Annotated in this window: 12 protein-coding genes and 1 pseudogene; all 13 read right to left on the minus strand. The window is 59.0% G+C overall.

All coding sequences use genetic code 11. The features are described from left to right. Nucleotides 1–194 precede the first annotated feature (194 nt). Nucleotides 195–1,406 (minus strand): acyl-CoA dehydrogenase family protein, encoded by a 1,212-nt coding sequence (locus tag HMPREF2651_RS00305; RefSeq protein WP_049181140.1) that lies wholly within the window; start codon nucleotides 1,404–1,406, stop codon nucleotides 195–197. 42 nt (nucleotides 1,407–1,448) lie between these two features. Next, nucleotides 1,449–2,855: an acyl-CoA dehydrogenase family protein gene (locus tag HMPREF2651_RS00310; protein ID WP_038626632.1), complete on the minus strand. Its 1,407-nt coding sequence runs from the start codon at nucleotides 2,853–2,855 to the stop codon at nucleotides 1,449–1,451. A gap of 122 nt (nucleotides 2,856–2,977) precedes the next feature. Beyond that, nucleotides 2,978–4,465, minus strand: coding sequence for a metallophosphoesterase family protein (locus tag HMPREF2651_RS00315; RefSeq protein ID WP_049181139.1), 1,488 nt, complete (start codon nucleotides 4,463–4,465; stop codon nucleotides 2,978–2,980). Nucleotides 4,466–4,596: 131 nt separating this feature from the next. Continuing rightward, complete coding sequence (gene lysS / locus HMPREF2651_RS00320; RefSeq protein WP_049181138.1) at nucleotides 4,597–6,129, minus strand: lysine--tRNA ligase; 1,533 nt, start codon at nucleotides 6,127–6,129, stop codon at nucleotides 4,597–4,599. A 70-nt stretch (nucleotides 6,130–6,199) separates the two neighbouring features. Then, nucleotides 6,200–7,762, minus strand: a complete 1,563-nt coding sequence (locus tag HMPREF2651_RS00325) for a polyamine aminopropyltransferase (protein ID WP_049181137.1) — start codon at nucleotides 7,760–7,762, stop codon at nucleotides 6,200–6,202. Then, nucleotides 7,763–8,272: a DUF350 domain-containing protein gene (locus HMPREF2651_RS00330; protein ID WP_080972847.1), complete on the minus strand. Its 510-nt coding sequence runs from the start codon at nucleotides 8,270–8,272 to the stop codon at nucleotides 7,763–7,765. A 2-nt stretch (nucleotides 8,273–8,274) separates the two neighbouring features. Beyond that, nucleotides 8,275–8,739, minus strand: coding sequence for a DUF4247 domain-containing protein (locus HMPREF2651_RS00335; RefSeq protein ID WP_049181136.1), 465 nt, complete (start codon nucleotides 8,737–8,739; stop codon nucleotides 8,275–8,277). Between the two features lie 4 nt (nucleotides 8,740–8,743). Beyond that, on the minus strand, nucleotides 8,744–9,283 hold the full coding sequence (locus HMPREF2651_RS00340) for a DUF2617 family protein (protein WP_141745472.1): 540 nt from the start codon (nucleotides 9,281–9,283) through the stop codon (nucleotides 8,744–8,746). A gap of 11 nt (nucleotides 9,284–9,294) precedes the next feature. After that, a complete protein-coding gene (locus tag HMPREF2651_RS00345; protein WP_049181134.1) occupies nucleotides 9,295–9,909 on the minus strand; it encodes a DUF4178 domain-containing protein in 615 nt (204 codons plus the stop codon). Nucleotides 9,910–10,079: 170 nt separating this feature from the next. Then, a complete protein-coding gene (locus tag HMPREF2651_RS00350) occupies nucleotides 10,080–12,275 on the minus strand; it encodes a PhoX family protein (RefSeq protein ID WP_049181133.1) in 2,196 nt (731 codons plus the stop codon). A 247-nt stretch (nucleotides 12,276–12,522) separates the two neighbouring features. Next, entirely contained in the window at nucleotides 12,523–12,945 is a 423-nt protein-coding gene (panD, locus tag HMPREF2651_RS00355) for an aspartate 1-decarboxylase (protein WP_038626645.1), read from the minus strand. 314 nt (nucleotides 12,946–13,259) lie between these two features. Then, nucleotides 13,260–14,201: pseudogene (panC, locus tag HMPREF2651_RS00360) on the minus strand (pantoate--beta-alanine ligase); the annotation flags it as partial. Between the two features lie 97 nt (nucleotides 14,202–14,298). Continuing rightward, nucleotides 14,299–15,219: a Rossmann-like and DUF2520 domain-containing protein gene (locus HMPREF2651_RS00365; protein WP_049181132.1), complete on the minus strand. Its 921-nt coding sequence runs from the start codon at nucleotides 15,217–15,219 to the stop codon at nucleotides 14,299–14,301. Nucleotides 15,220–15,243: the final 24 nt, after the last annotated feature.

Below are 15,243 nucleotides of genomic sequence, written 5' to 3' on the forward strand. Positions count from 1 at the left end.
CCCGGAAAAGACACACTTTTCTTTACTTAACCCAAAATAGGAGCACAACAACAAAAAACACACGACTACAACAGCGCAAAATAAAACACCGCCCTACCAGGTCATGGAAGGACGGTGTTTTAAGAAATGTGGCTTGAGCATCTCAAGTGAACTTTTACCGGCTCACCAGTATGTAGATTGCTCTGAAGCTGTAATTACTTCAGTTCCTTGGAGGACAGCCCCAGGGTGCGGCGAGCAACAACCAGCTGCTGAATCTGCTGGGTTCCCTCGAAGATATCCAGGATCTTGACGTCGCGGGACCACTTCTCCAGCAGGTTACGCTCGGAGTAACCGAAGGTGCCTGCCAGCTGAACGGCACGCAAGCAGATCTCAGTGCCTGCGCGGCCGGCCTTGGCCTTACACTCAGAAGCCTCCAGGGTGTTCGGCTGCTTGTTGTCAGCCATCCACGCAGCGCGCAGAGCCAGGAGGTACGCAGCCTCCCAATCGGACTCCAGCTTCAGGTACTCAGCTGCAGCAGCGCTCTGGGTGTGTGCCGGTGCATCGTAGTCAATCTCGATGCCGGCCTCTTCCAGAATGCGACGCAGCTCTTCCAGCGAAGCACGGGAGACACCGATGGCCATACCCGCAACCAGCGGACGAGTGTTGTCGAAGGTCGCCATTGCGCCGGCGAAGGACTTCTTAACGTCAATCTCCGGGGAACCCAGCAGATTCTCCTTCGGAACGCGGACGTTGTCCAGGCGGAGCACTGCAGTATCCGAGGAACGAATACCCAGCTTCTCTTCCAGGCGCTCCACGGTGAAGCCCGGGGTGCCCTTCTTCACCAGGAAGGACTTGATGGCAGCGCGGCCCTTGGACTTGTCCAGGGTCGCCCACACAACGACGGAATCGGAACGCTCACCAGCAGTAACGAAGATCTTCTCACCGTTGATGACGTACTCGTCACCATCGAGCTTGGCAGTGGTGGAAACAGCGGAGGAGTCAGAACCGAAGGACGGCTCGGTAATTGCCATGGAAGCCCAGGTCTTACCGAAAGCCTCCAGCTGCTCATCAGTAGCAACAGCTGCGATAGCTGCGTTACCCAGACCCTGGTACGGCAGGGACAGGGTCAGACCCACGTCACCCCAGCAAGTCTCAATAACGTTGAGCAGCGAAGCCATGTTGCCACCGTTTTTCACACCGGTACGCTTCTTTTTCTTGTCATCGCCACGTCCACCGGAAGCACCGGAGAAGCCACGGCCACCGTCGGCCATGCCGTCCATCATGGAGGCAAGGGTGTCGAGCTCCTTCGGGTACTCGTGCTCAGCGAGATCGTACTTACGGGAAATCGGTCGGAAGATCTCAGCGGCGGCCTGATGCGACTGGGACGCGCCCGCCTTGAGGAACTTCGGCAGTTCGAGGTTAATCATTTTCTTTCCTCTTAATTCTTTTCGGCTGAAGTATCTAGCGGTTTACAGAACGACGATGCCTTCGGCGACACCAATTGCGCGGAGGTCACGGTACCAACGCTCAACCGGGTGCTCCTTGGTGAAGCCGTGTCCACCGAGCAGCTGCACACCGTCGGAACCAATCTTCATACCCTTTTCCGTGGCGAAGGTCTTAGCCAGAGCTGCCTCGCGAGCGAAACCGCGACCCTGGTCAGCGCGGGAAGCACCGCGGAGGGTGATCATACGGAGACCATCGAGCTCAATCTTGATGTCGGCGACCATGAAGGCCACTGCCTGGCGGTGGGAAATCGGCTCGCCGAATGCCTGACGCTCGTTGACGTAAGGAATGACGTAGTCGAGAACTGCCTGAGAAGTACCCATTGCAAGCGCAGCCCAGCCGAGGCGGGAACGACGCAGAATGTCAAGGTATGCCTCTTCACGATCCTCAGCAGAGGTGCTAGCACCGCCGAGAATGTTCTCAGCCGGAACCTTGACATCCTTCAGGATGACACGGCCCATTGCGGCACCGCGCAGACCCATGGACGGGTCAGCCTCAACGTGGAGGCCCTCAGTGTCGGACTCAACGATAACCAGAGCTGGCTTACCCTCGAGCTCAACACCGATGATGAACAGCTCAGCTGCGCCGGCGTTCGGAACGAAGGACTTAACACCGTTGAGTACCAGCGAATCGCCCTCGCGCTTCGCGGTGGTTTCAGGCTTGCGCGCGTCGAAAAGCGGACGCGGCTCTGCGAGAACAACAGCGGCAGCCGGGACGTTCTCGCCAGCGAATGCCGGCAGGTAGGTCTTCTGCTGCGAGTCGGAGCCGTGAGCGGTCAGGGTGGCAGCGACACCGGCCGGAGCCAGCACAGCCAGAGCCAGACCCATGTCTCCGTAAGACAGAGCCTCTGCGACCAGCGCGTTGGTGGTGACGTCCTCACCTGTAGCGATGCCCTCGAAAGCCTCCGGAACGTTGATCATGGTGACGCCCAGCTCAGAAGCCTCAGAGACGAGGTTCTCCGGCGGAGTTGCCTCGTGGTCGGACTTGTAAGCAGCCTCGCGCAGACGAGACTCAGCGAACTCCTTCACCGTCTCGACGATCATCTGCTGATCCTCGGTCGGGGTGAGGTCGAAGAGCTTCTTTGCCTTCTCCTCGGCTGCGGCCTCCTGTGCAGCCTGGGCTTCCTCAGCCGGACGCTCCGGCTTACCGGAACCGGAAATCTTCTTAAACTGACGATTCGCGGCACCAAGGGTCTTAAAACCGGACTTGGTGGACTGGTACACCACGCGGTCGATCTTTGGCTGAAGGTCGTACTTCTGGGCGAAGTCCGAACCAGTAATCGACGTGATGAACCGCATTGCCGCTCCGATAGCGTCGCGACCAGGGTTATTGCGGCCGACAGTCGAATCTTCGCGGTTCTTCTTCTCGCTCATGTGATCATGGCCTTTCGAGTCAGAACTATTACTGGCATAACAATAAATGAATCACGTGACCGTTGTCACAGGAATTGAAAAAACATTGCCAAGTAACAGAAAACTTTCAGGTTTCTAACTTGTCAGGCGATAACACGGTTAACAACGTAGTTGCGATCAGCGAGCTCACCAAGCAACGCCTCGGGCTCGAAGCCGTACATCGCCCAACGGGCACGCGCAGTCCACGCAAGCGCATCTTCACTGCTCAAACGATGGAAATTAACCTGGTAACCACCGGAATAGACATGCAGCAGCGTGTAGCCACCGGGGTATGCCTTGCACGCGCCGGTCTCCAAATAATCAACGCCGGCACCAAAATCACCGCGAGTACGCTTTGCACGGTGGGTGTGACCTGCTCCCGCGAAGAATACACCCGGAGCGTCGTTAAGCAGCTGCTGCAAACGTCGTGCATCAGCGCTATTGAGAATGAATATGGGGCCGGCAGCATTTGTCCAGCCAGCCTCAGAAGTAATTGGGTGATGAGCCAGCACAACCGTCGGCTTGTTGGGGTCGCGCTGTAGTTCTTGCTCTAGTGCATCGAACTGTCCCGGGCTAATCTCGCCACCGGACTGATCCAATTTCGACGAATCCAGACCGATGACGCGGACCGGCCCCTGCTGAGTGACCCACAGTTCTTGTCGCGGACGCCCCAGTAGGACTCCGAAGGGATCGCGATGATCTTCGGTGCCCTCCAAAACCGGGAATTCGTCGTAGCCAGCAGACGGATCGGCATCTGGCTTATGCGGACGATCGTGATTTCCGCGGGTGACAAACCACTGCTGCCCCTGAGCGCCAAAAGTATTCATAATCTCGGCAAATCGACGTACCTCCACCGGACGTGCCTCCGACGTGGCATCACCGTTGATGAAAACCCTTTCAATACCCATCCCCCGAAGCTCAGCGAGGGCAGCCGTCAACATGACCTCGGGGTACGGTGCGGCACCGGCTTCAGGGAAAATAGGTGCAGGCAAATTGCCGACAACAATACCGTGCCCGTTTTCGCCGATATGCGTGTCGTTGAGGATGGCAATCGTGGTCAGATACTCCCCCTCCGGAGCGACCAACGTCGTGAACCGTCCAGTTTGTTCAGGCGTATCGGGGAGGTTTCGGGTAATTAATCCCGGCTCGGCGACCAGCCCATTCGATCGACATTCGAAACGGTACGTGGTTCCAGGCCGCAGCTTATCGACGGTCACAAAGTGGTAGCCAACCTGCGCCTCGTCCTTATACACCACGGGCAGCTCGCCGCCCTCATCAGCGTCGACTGGCACTAGCGCAACTTCAGTATCGGCCGGTGCCAGTGGAGCCAGCTTCCCCCACGCTGGATGTGGGCCTGCATACGTCGCCCACGAAAATGTCACTGACGTATCGGTCACGGTCACGACTTCCAGATCCGTCACCACGAGGCCACTGGTCAAACCTGTTAATGGAAACGGCGCCTGGTTCGGAGCCGCCGATGCAACTGCTCGCGTCCCGACGCTATTGACGGCCACCGCTACCGCTCCCGCTGCTGCTCCCAAGCGCAATACGGATCGCCGATTAATTTTCTTATTCCCATTTACCGAAGTCATGGGTGAAGAAATTACGGGATAAAGATAATCCCGGTGATAACACCGGGATAACTACACATGAATTCGCCGACCAGCCGTAATTTTCCGGCTGACCACTACTTGAATAACTTCATGCTAAAAAGAAGCGTCGCTTACACTTCCGGCTTCACAATCGGGAACAGCACGGTTTCACGAATGCCGAGGCCGGTCAGGGCCATCAGCAGGCGGTCAATGCCCATACCCACACCGGTCGTCGGCGGCATGCCCTGTTCCATTGCCTGCAGGAAGTCCTCGTCTAGAACCATGGCCTCGTCGTCGCCACCGGCTGCCAGACGTGCCTGATCCTCAAAGCGCTCGCGCTGGACAACCGGGTCAACCAGCTCGGAGTAGCCGGTAGCCAGCTCGAAGCCACGGACGTAAAGATCCCACTTCTCGGTCACGCCCGGCTTGGAGCGGTGCTGACGAGTCAGCGGAGAGGTCTCGACCGGGAAGTCGCGGACGAAAATAGGACCGTCGAGCTGATCTTCACAGAGCAGCTCCCAGATTTCCTCGACCAGCTTGCCGTGGCCCCAGCCGCCCTTCTCCGGAACCTCAAGTCCAATCACGTCGGCGATTGCTTTTAGCTCCTCGACGGTCGAGTCGATGGTGACTTCCGGCTGACCAGGGAACTTGCGAGCAAGTGCCTCGTTCAGCGACGGGTACATCTCAATCTGCTTCCACTCGCCGCCGAAGTCGAACTCCGTGCCGTCGGCAAGCGTAACGGTCGTCGAACCGAAGACCGCGACGCAGATTTCCTGAATGACCTCGCGGACGGTGCGGGCGGAGTCATCGTAGGTGCCGAAGGCCTCGTAGTACTCCAGCATCGCGAACTCCGGGCTGTGCGAGGAGTCGATGCCCTCGTTACGGAAGTTACGGTTAATCTCAAAGACTCGCTCCATACCGCCGACGACGCAGCGCTTGAGGAAAAGCTCCGGCGCGATGCGCAGGTAGAGATCAATGTCCAGCGCGTTGGAATGAGTCACGAATGGACGTGCAGCTGCACCGCCGTGCAGAGTCTGCAACATCGGGGTTTCGACCTCGAGGAAACCGCGACGTTCAAGGGCGTGGCGCAGCTCGCGGATGACCTTGATGCGAGTCAGTGCGTTAGTACGAGCCTGCTCACGCATAATCAGGTCCGTGTAACGGTGACGCACACGGCTGTCCTCGGACAGATCAGCGAACGACACCGGCAATGGACGCAGAGCCTTCGAGGCCATCTGCCACTTGGTAGCCATTACGGACAACTCGCCGCGGCGCGAAGAAATTACGCGGCCAGTAATGAGGACGAAGTCGCCCATATCTACGTCCGACTTCCAAGCAGCCAGGGCGTCCTCGCCGACCTCAGCCTTGGAAAGCATGGCCTGCAGGGTCGTGCCGTCGCCCTCCTGCAGAGCGGCAAAGCAGAGCTTGCCGGTATTACGGATAAACATGACACGACCAATGACGGTCACGACATCCTGAGTCTCCTCGCCGGCCTCGAGGTGGCCCCACTCTTCGCGGACATCCTTGAGAGAGTGCGTACGGGGAACCTCGACCGGGTACGGCTGAATTCCAGCCTCGAGCAGGCGGTCACGCTTCTCGCGTCGAATGCGCAGCTGCTCAGGAACGGTGGCGGTGTTTTCAGGGGTCTTCTTCGCGTCAGTCACGGCTATAAAGGTTAGCCGACTACACCGCCGACCTGCTACTCGCCCGGCTCTTTGCGAAATACTCAGCGCACTACTCCCCCGCCTGCCGCCAACCTCGACGAATATCCTCCACAATTCGAGGATGAGCCAGTGTCGACGGTTCCAATTGTTGCGGACCGTTATCAGCACCGAACACAGCCGCAGCCCGAGCCACGTCAGGAGTGAGGAATTTCAGCGGCGGGGCGCCGTCGTAAAGCTCGAGCGTAGGAGGCTCAGGCTCGGCCTGCGCGAGTACAAACCCCCAGTCCCCGAAGGTGGGAACATGCACATGGTACGGAGTGGTCGACCAGCCTGCGGCACGAATCGAGCTGTCGGTGCGCCAGAAGGCCTGCGGCGTCGAAAATGGCGAACCCGACTGCACCACCAGCTTCGCGCCCGGCGCGGCCACCGTACGGATTAACCCGTAAAACTCCTGAGAGTAAAGCTTGGCTAACACTGCGTTGTCGGGATCGGGAAGATCTGCGTAGATGGCGTCGAATTTTTGCGTCTGGGTCTTGCCACGTGCCTGATCGTGGAGCCATGCGAAAGCATCCGCAGTAACCTTCTCCACTCGGGGATTGTCCAGGCTGCCGCCGTTATCTTCCCGCAGCACAGTGCGGGCGACCTCGATGACGTCCGGATCCAGATCGACCTGAACAATGCGCTCGATGTTGGGCATCCGCAGCAGCTCCCGGGCAGCCAGCCCATCTCCCCCGCCGAGAATCAATGCCGACTTCGTGTCTTTATCCACCGCCGGGTAGACCAGCGACTCGGTGTAGCGGTACTCATCACGACTGGAGTACTGCAGTCCCCCGTCGAGATAAAGCCGCCGGTCCCCGCCAAATCGGGTGACGACGATGTCCTGGTACTTCGAGTGCTTGGCAAAAACAATGGGTTGGGCGTAGAGCGACTGCCGGGCGGTCGCCTCGATGTCCCGGATTCCGGCCAGCAACGCAACCAACCCAACCAGCGCCGCGACGAGGGCGGCGACAGCTGCGACAAGTGCCCGGCGGGACAACATCTGCTTCAGTAGCAGCGCGGCAATTACCAATGCCGCGGTGACGTTGATCAGTCCGGCGATGGCAGTGGCCTTCAGCATTCCCACGGTAGGCAGGAGCACAAACGGCCAGATTAAACCGCCGACCAAGGCTCCGAAGTAGTCCGCGGCGTTGAGATTCGCCAGCACGCGACCGGTGTCCTCTGCGGAGGACGTCCGACCGGTCTGCAGAAGTGTCATGAGTAACGGCACCTCGGCACCAACCAGCGTTCCGATTATGAAAGTAGCAGCGACCAATGCTCCTAGGCTCTCACCTGTAACCGAAAATACCCAGTACAGGGCGGTTGCGGACACACCGCCGAGCAAACCCAAAGCACACTCGATACCGAGGAAAGACACCGCGGCACGGCGCACAAACGGTTTCGCCACGACGGCGCCAAAACCCAGCGCTGCGACATAACCGGCCACAATCAGGGAATTCGCAACGACGTCACCGCGGCCAAGAGAAGCCGACAGCGCCAGTAGCGCCAGCTCATAGACCAGGCCGCAGGCAGCGCAGGCCGCCACAGAGCCCAGCAGGAGAGCCCGCCAACGCCGGGAAGTCGTGGTGGTCTCCATCTATGACAGCGCCACCGCGTTAATCACACCGATAACGATGAAGGCGGTCGCAGCCAACGCCGCTCGGGGGCGTACTTTCGCGTCCATCACGACATCACGGAAGCGCCCCGGAATCAGGGCTTCCAGCACCAGCAGCGATGCTGCCTGCAGCACAATGCCGAGGGCACCGTAGACGAGGGTCTCCCCCAGGCCAATCATCAGGGCGTCGTCGGATGCGCGGATTACCGAAACGACAATGCAGGCCAGCGCAATCTGCTGTGAGCCCGCTATCATCGCGGCGCCCGCACGGTTTTCGAGAAACACCAGGTCGCGCAGTTTCCCAGGGGTAATCAGATCAAGGACAATGAATCCGACTACAAGCACTAGGGCACCCGCAAGGAAGTAACCGATGGTGGCCGGTACTCCGACGGCCAGATGCTCGCCCACTGTTGACTGCGCTGTCTCTGATGTCTCCGACTGCGCCGTGAGGATAGCCGTCCCGGTGGTGGCCATGTACGTTACTGGTCCCATGTTTATTTCGCTCCTCCGAATGATCCGGCCGATCCACCCGAACCGCCGGAGGGGGCGGAGGGACCGAAACCGGGGCCGAGATAGATGAAGTGCCCACCCGAATAGCGGCCACTAAGTGATTCTCTGGTTATCAGGCACGTGTCCTTCGACCCTGCCTCAGGGGTCTGACGCGAAACGATGAACAGGTGCTTCTTCGTCCTCAGGTACGCCGCCCCGCCATCTTCGTTGTAGGCCTGTGGCTTGATCTCTTCTTTCAGCTCACGCCCCACCTCAATGGGGTCGCGGTCGCCACAGGTCCAACGTCGATCAATTCCGCTGCTGACCTGCGTCGCAGATGCTGCGCCGGGCGCGGACTGATAGCGCTCGCTAATCCTCTCTTCCGCAGATTTCCCGCCGACGAAAAAACCAGCCAGCGTGACCATAATGCCGACAACGATCAGTGCGTAACCAATACTTCCGCGTCCCATAGACTCAGGAACCTCCCTTTACGCGGTCTGCCTCAGCCCCATGGTTACCAGCAACGGCAGTCCAAGTATTCGACGTCCACACGAGCTGCCCCGGCGGGTAGCCGTGCCACGTATCCCAGCGATACCCCTGCTCAATCGGCTCCGCAGACAACACAGTCAGCGCGCCGGGAGAACCGGGAAACTCTGCGACGACCGAATGGGGATGTCCCGCTCCGAACTCACGCCGTAAAGCATTTGCGCGCTGAGCGAAGGCTTCTGGCGAGAGGTTCTCCACACGAGCTTTCACCATCACGCCCGCCCCGCTCAGAGGCACACCGTGTGTCGCAGTACAGGAAATCTCCTCGGTAAAGCACGGGTTCTCCCGCTTACCGACGAAAACCACATGCGACGCTCCGAGGACACCGAGCGTCAGCGACGGTGTTTTGCCGTCGGGGTGTGAGATAACCGCCTCGCAGAGGGTGTCCGGGACTTGGCCGTCAAAAGCAACGCGGAGTTGCTCCGCAGCGGTGTCTTTGAACGGCACATCTAGAATTGCCAGCGACATAGTGACCGTCACTAGCGATTGTCCGTGTCCGGATTATGGTCCGGCGCTGCCATAACATCAATCTCACCGGGAAGAATCCTAATACCGGTGGATGCCTCCCACATCGAGTCACCGTAGCGTTCCAGTCCGAGCAAGCGACCGTCACCGGACTTGTAGTCGACGAAGTCCGTAGCCCCCTCGGGCGGCAGCCCAGTGGTGCCAATCGCGGTGTAGCGGGCGGTCCCCCGCTCTTCCTCCCAGTACTCCACACCGTCGACAACGATGGGATTAGCTGGTTTGAAGCTACCTGGAAGCTTGCGCCACCAGGTGAGGATGACTTCACCCTCATCTTCCTCAACGCCGAACCAAGAACCATCTGCCCCACCGTCGACGAGATGTTCCCACCAGCGGAACGGTCCCTGAGAGAGCTCAAGTGATCCGCGCACAACATGAGAGGCACCACCGTAGTTCAGGATTGCGCCCGGTGCGACAGAGGTTGGGCCGTACTTGCGGTACTCATCAGTCATCAGTGGATCGACGAAGCGCTCCCGATCAGACCCCGGAACCTGAGTATTCCGACGCGCTACAACAACGACGATGACCCCGATGACAACGAGGATGATGCCGATTATGACAATGCTGTTCACTAGGATTAATCCCATCGATAGTGTGGTGGCGCTGAGAAAACGCCCGATTACTAACTTTCTACCGAATACAGTCGCGGCGCGTCGTCGAACATTATTTTCGTTCGAGACGCGCCGCGATAGGTCTACGCGCTAATCCGCGCGTTTTTGCTTAGCTCCTTGCCAAGGGCAACCTACACACCAATCTTCTTGCCATCAGTGCGTACAACCTGAACGACTGCCGGGCGTGGCTGCTCCTTGCCACCGTCCGGCCAGTGCGAGGTCGGGTTGGTGGTCGGGTCCGGGTTGTCGCCGACCGGGTGGCCCTGATCCGTTTCAATCTCGCCCGGGTGCTGGACGTTGACCATCACGCGGTTGGAGAAGATTTGCGGACCACAGGTCTCAGCAGCAACCGGAACAGTCAGGAAGCACTTGGTCTCACCACGACGCTCGCCTTCGACAGCAACGGCGAACAGGCCGTCGTTGGAGTCCAGGGCGTTACCGTCGGTGGAAACCCACAGGTTACCGTACTCGTCGAAGGTGACGTTGTCCGGGCAGGAAATTGGCGAGACCGATTCCTTGTCGAAGCCACCGAAGTAGGTGTAAGCCTCGTTCGGGTCACCGCAGACCAGCAGAAGGTTCCACTTGCCCTTGGTACCAGCGTGGTCATCTTCCATCTCCAGAACAAGGCCATTCTTGTTCTCGGTGATTGGTGCAACCTCAGTCGCTCCCTCATAGGGGCGCCCTGCGCCATCAGTCTTCTTGGCGGCCTTGTTGTCCTGGGTCTTGCCAGAGCTATCCGGGCTCGCCTTACCGCGGTACTTGTTGTTGGTCAGCGCCGCGTAGACCTTACCGGTCTTCGGGGACGGCTCGATATCCTCCGGGCGATCCATGCGAGTCGCACCGACCTTGTCACCGGCGATGCGGGTGTAGATGCAGACCTCTTCGGCGGTCATGCCATCAACGTGGGACTCGTGCTTGCCGTCTGCCTTGGCGGTCATCAGCGGAAGCCACTCAATGTCACCGTCGAAACGGCCGTCCTTCGGCAGCTCACCGGAGCCGTCAATCTCGGACTCGGAATTACCGTTGAACTTACCGACGTAGAGCGTGCCCTCGGACAGAATGCCCATGTTGTGCTTGAGGTCGCCTTCCTTAACCTTGCGGGAAGAGACGAACTTGTAGATGTACTCGAAACGCTCGTCGTCGCCGGAGTAGCACACAACCGTGCCGTCGTCGGTGACGTAAATCTGACCGGCTTCATGCTTGAAACGCCCCAGTGCGGTGTGCTTGACCGGGGTGGAGTTCGGGTCAGATGGGTCAATCTCCACCAGCCAGAAGAAGCGGTTCGGCTCATTCGGCTCCTTGGAGACATCGAAGCGGTCGTAGTACTTCTCCCACGCGCGATCGGACAGCTCTTCATTCTTGACCGAGTAGCGCTTGAGCTTCTTAACTGTGTCCTCGTCCTTGAGCTTGCCAACGTTGCCGAAGTACTGGTCGACGTTCTCCTCGCCGGACAGGTAGGTACCCCACGGAGTAACACCACCGGAGCAGTTGTTCAAAGTTCCCTCGACCTTCATACCGCTCGGGTCAGCCTTGGTCTTCAGCAGATCGTGACCAGCAGCCGGACCGTCAACTGTGAACTCGGTGAAGCCAGTGATACGACGGTTACGCTTGTCGCTCAGGATCGGCTTCAGGAATCCCTTGTCATCCTCTTCCACAGCAAGGATGGTCTGCCCGTGGGCAGCCAGTCCGATGTCGACCTGCTCCTTAGTGGCATCTTCCTTCTTGTAGGCACGGAACATCATCGGCTCAGTGGTGTACTCGTGCGAGCAGACGTACAGCAGTGTGCCGTCTTCAGCCTTAATCAGGCCAGCGAAGTCATTGTTGAAGCCGAACTGCTTCAGCTGGTTTTCCGGAGTCTGCTTGTCAAAGTCGAACTCCGGGCCACCTTCGTGGATTGGGTCGCCCCAGCGAATCAGAACATTCTGCTCGTAGCCGTCCGGGATAACGACTGCGTCTTCCGTGTTCGGCTTAACGGCGTCGAAACGCATACCCTCCGGCGATTCGCCCTTGCTACCGTCACCGGCAGCAGTGGTACCGGAGGCATCGGAGCCACCTGCGGCACTGCCCGAATCATCAGAGGAGCAAGCGGCCAGCACGGCGCCACCGCCGACCGCAAGAGCACTAGCACCAGTGACCTTCAGTGCAGCACGACGGGAGAATGCGCGCTGGGAGAATGCCTGCTTCGCAACATCACCGAAGTACTGGTTGTCAGAGAACTCATTCGGAGCATCGTCAGCACAAGCATTACCACACTTGTAAGTGCAGGTCAGGGAGCTGCGAGAGGTAGCAAACGGATTTGTCAGCAGATTCTTGCCAATACGAACCACGGGGGAGACCGCCTTTGTATAGCTTCGACTAGATGAGGAAATGGAAAACTAAAACTTTTAGATCCTCTAAGAAGCTAAGGACGTTGCGTTACCTTTCGGTTTCTAAAGATCAACTCGCCAATGAGCTTTAGCTGACGGTCTAATGGCTTACAATTTAACGCAAAGTAAACACCCTGGTGTTGTGGTTTTCCCGCTCGGCTTTCCCTCCAACTACGCAGTCGAGACCCAGCTCTGCGGGCTGCGTGGACTAGCCCTGGTTCTCAGGACTACGCGGATTCTTCAAATCAGAGCCTTCCGGCACATCCGCCGGGTCAGTGCCGCTTTCTAGAATCCTGTTATTCTCATCGACGAAAATGACATTCGGCTTGTACGTACGCGCCTCAGCGTCATCCATCATGCCGTAGCCGATGATAATAACCAGGTCACCCGGCGAGATTAGGCGGGCAGCGGCACCATTGATGGAAATGATGCCCGAGCCACGCTCACCGGTAATGCAGTAAGTGGTAAGTCGGTTGCCATTGTTGATGTCAACGATGTCGACGGCTTCACCTTCAAGCAGGTCGGCCGCTTCCATCAAATCAGCGTCAATCGTGCACGATCCAACGTAGTGAAGATCAGCCTGAGTCACCGTGGCACGATGAATCTTGGACTTCAACATAGTGCGAAACATGAAAAAGGTAGGTCCCTTCCTGGATTCGTCCCCTGGATGCTTGCCTACCGCGGCACCCCTTAGCGTGGCAGGTTGTTAGTCGGCACACTATAATACGACAACTTCCCAGCCACGAAAAACTACTTCGAAAAGCCGTCCTACTCGCTGTCCTGCTCAACGCCAAAGCCGGCGTTCTTCAGGTTTTCTTTGCTGGACTCATCTTTCAGGCGGGCATCTCGAGCAGCGCGGACCTTTTCCTGCAGCTCAGCCAACTCAGCGGCCTCTTGCTCAGTCAGCTCGCCGTCCAGACCCGCAGCCGACAGGGCCGCTGACGCAATTTCGGCGTCCTTCTGCCCGAGCTGACCGAAACCGTTTGCCGAATCCGGGCGCGGCGCACCCAGAATCAAGCCAACATTATCAATGAGACGAGTAGTGCCGACCTTCGCAGCAACCAGTAGGCGAGCTTCAGTCTCCTGGCCGTCGCCGCGCAACGCCTCGTCGGAAAGCGGGGCGAGCGCAGCGTCACGCAGCTCCAAGTAATCCAACTCGACCTCAGGCTGGCTGGCGAGCACACCACGCGCGGTTTCCAGCACAGCATCCGCACCACGGTCCGCGACAAAAGCACCGGCAGTCAGCGCAGCGGACAGGGTTACTGCGAGATTGCGCTGCTCCTCGGAGAGGTAGCGGTTGCGGGAGCTCATAGCCAGCCCATCGGCCTCGCGGATCACTGGCACACCGTGCAGCTGCACCGGCATATTCAGGTCAGTGACCATCTGCTGCATCAGGCACAGCTGCTGGTAGTCCTTCTCACCAAAAACAGCATCAGTGCAGTTGGTGATGTTGAAAAGCTTGTTAACCACTGTCAACGCGCCGGCGAAATGCCCCGGGCGAGTAGCGCCTTCGAGCTCCGACGCCAGCGGACCCGGCTGCACGGTCGTACGGAAACCGTTGGGGTACATCTCCTTCGCGTTCGGCGCAAAGACCAGCTCAGCACCTACAGCGCGGAGCTTCTCCACGTCTTCCTCCAGAGTGCGCGGGTAGGCGTCAAAGTCCTCCCCCTCACCGAACTGCAGCGGATTGACAAAAATCGACACCACCACAACCGCGCGCGGCAGCGTCTTCGCGGCCTGTACTAGTTCAAGGTGCCCCTGGTGCAGCGCACCCATCGTAGGTACAAGCACCACCGGCCGCCCGGTCTTCCGCAACGCACGGGTGACCTGCGCGATTCCCGCAATAGTCTTGTGAACAGTTGTCTCTCCGGCGGTATAACCCGTCATGTTTCCTCCGCGTTCAGATCTACCGGACCAAGCTTTTCGTCCGACGGCAATACCTTACGCCACATCCCGGATGACCAGAACAGCCAGTCCGCTCAGGTCATCGGCGTAGGTACCGCAAAACCTCGTTGGCGCCGCGCAGCTCGGCGATGCGCTCGGCGAGGGCCAGGTAGGCGGTTCCCATTTCCGGCGCCACCGCTTCAATTTCACGTTCGTGCTTGACGACGGTCCCCAAGTCGTCCCGCGTCACCGGGCCAGTCAGCCCCCGGGAACCCCACCTCAAGGCATTGTCCAATGAAGCTTCCAGCAGTGGGCGGAGCAGCTCGGCGGCTTGGCCTCGACGCAGCTCAGCTATGTCGGTGTCTTCGGCTGCTGCATCTCCGCCGATAGTGGTTGCCAGCATTTCTACTGCATCGACCACAACTGCGCCCAGACCGTTTGAGCCGTGTGCCATGGCCGCGTGATAGAGGCCGCGGTGCTGTTCGTTGATGAACACCGGACGACCGCCGAGTTCACCAATGAGCAGTTCACTGACTGTTTTCGCGAGCTCATCCCCGACCGTGATACCCCATGGGCAACCGGTCAGGAGCTCGGAGTCGTCGTCAAGCCCTGCGAATGTCATTGCGGGATGGGCGGCGATGGTCAGCGCGCCGGTGAGCGCGACCGGATCGAGCACGGCACGCCCGAGGGAACCAGAAGTATGCATGACGATGCGCCCGGGACCAACGTGGCGGGCGACTTCCTCGGCGACCTCTGCGATGGCGCGATCCGGCACAGCGATGACGATGAGCTCGCAGGTGGAAGCTGTGTCGGCAATGCTGCTGACCTGTGCGTTCGGGAGACGTAGATGCGCTCGTGTGACAGATTCTGGTGAGCGCGCGACCACGTGAGTGACACGATGTCCACAGCGCTCTAACGCCTGGCCGAGCGCAACCCCGACTTTTCCGGCAGAAATAATCCCCACCGTCAACCGCGGAGCGGTTGTCCGATGGGGATGGGAATCATGCTGGCTTTGCGTCATGACTGACTAGGTTAGACCAAACCA

The organism is Corynebacterium sp. HMSC063A05 (assembly GCF_001809695.1).
Lineage (GTDB): Bacteria > Actinomycetota > Actinomycetes > Mycobacteriales > Mycobacteriaceae > Corynebacterium > Corynebacterium amycolatum.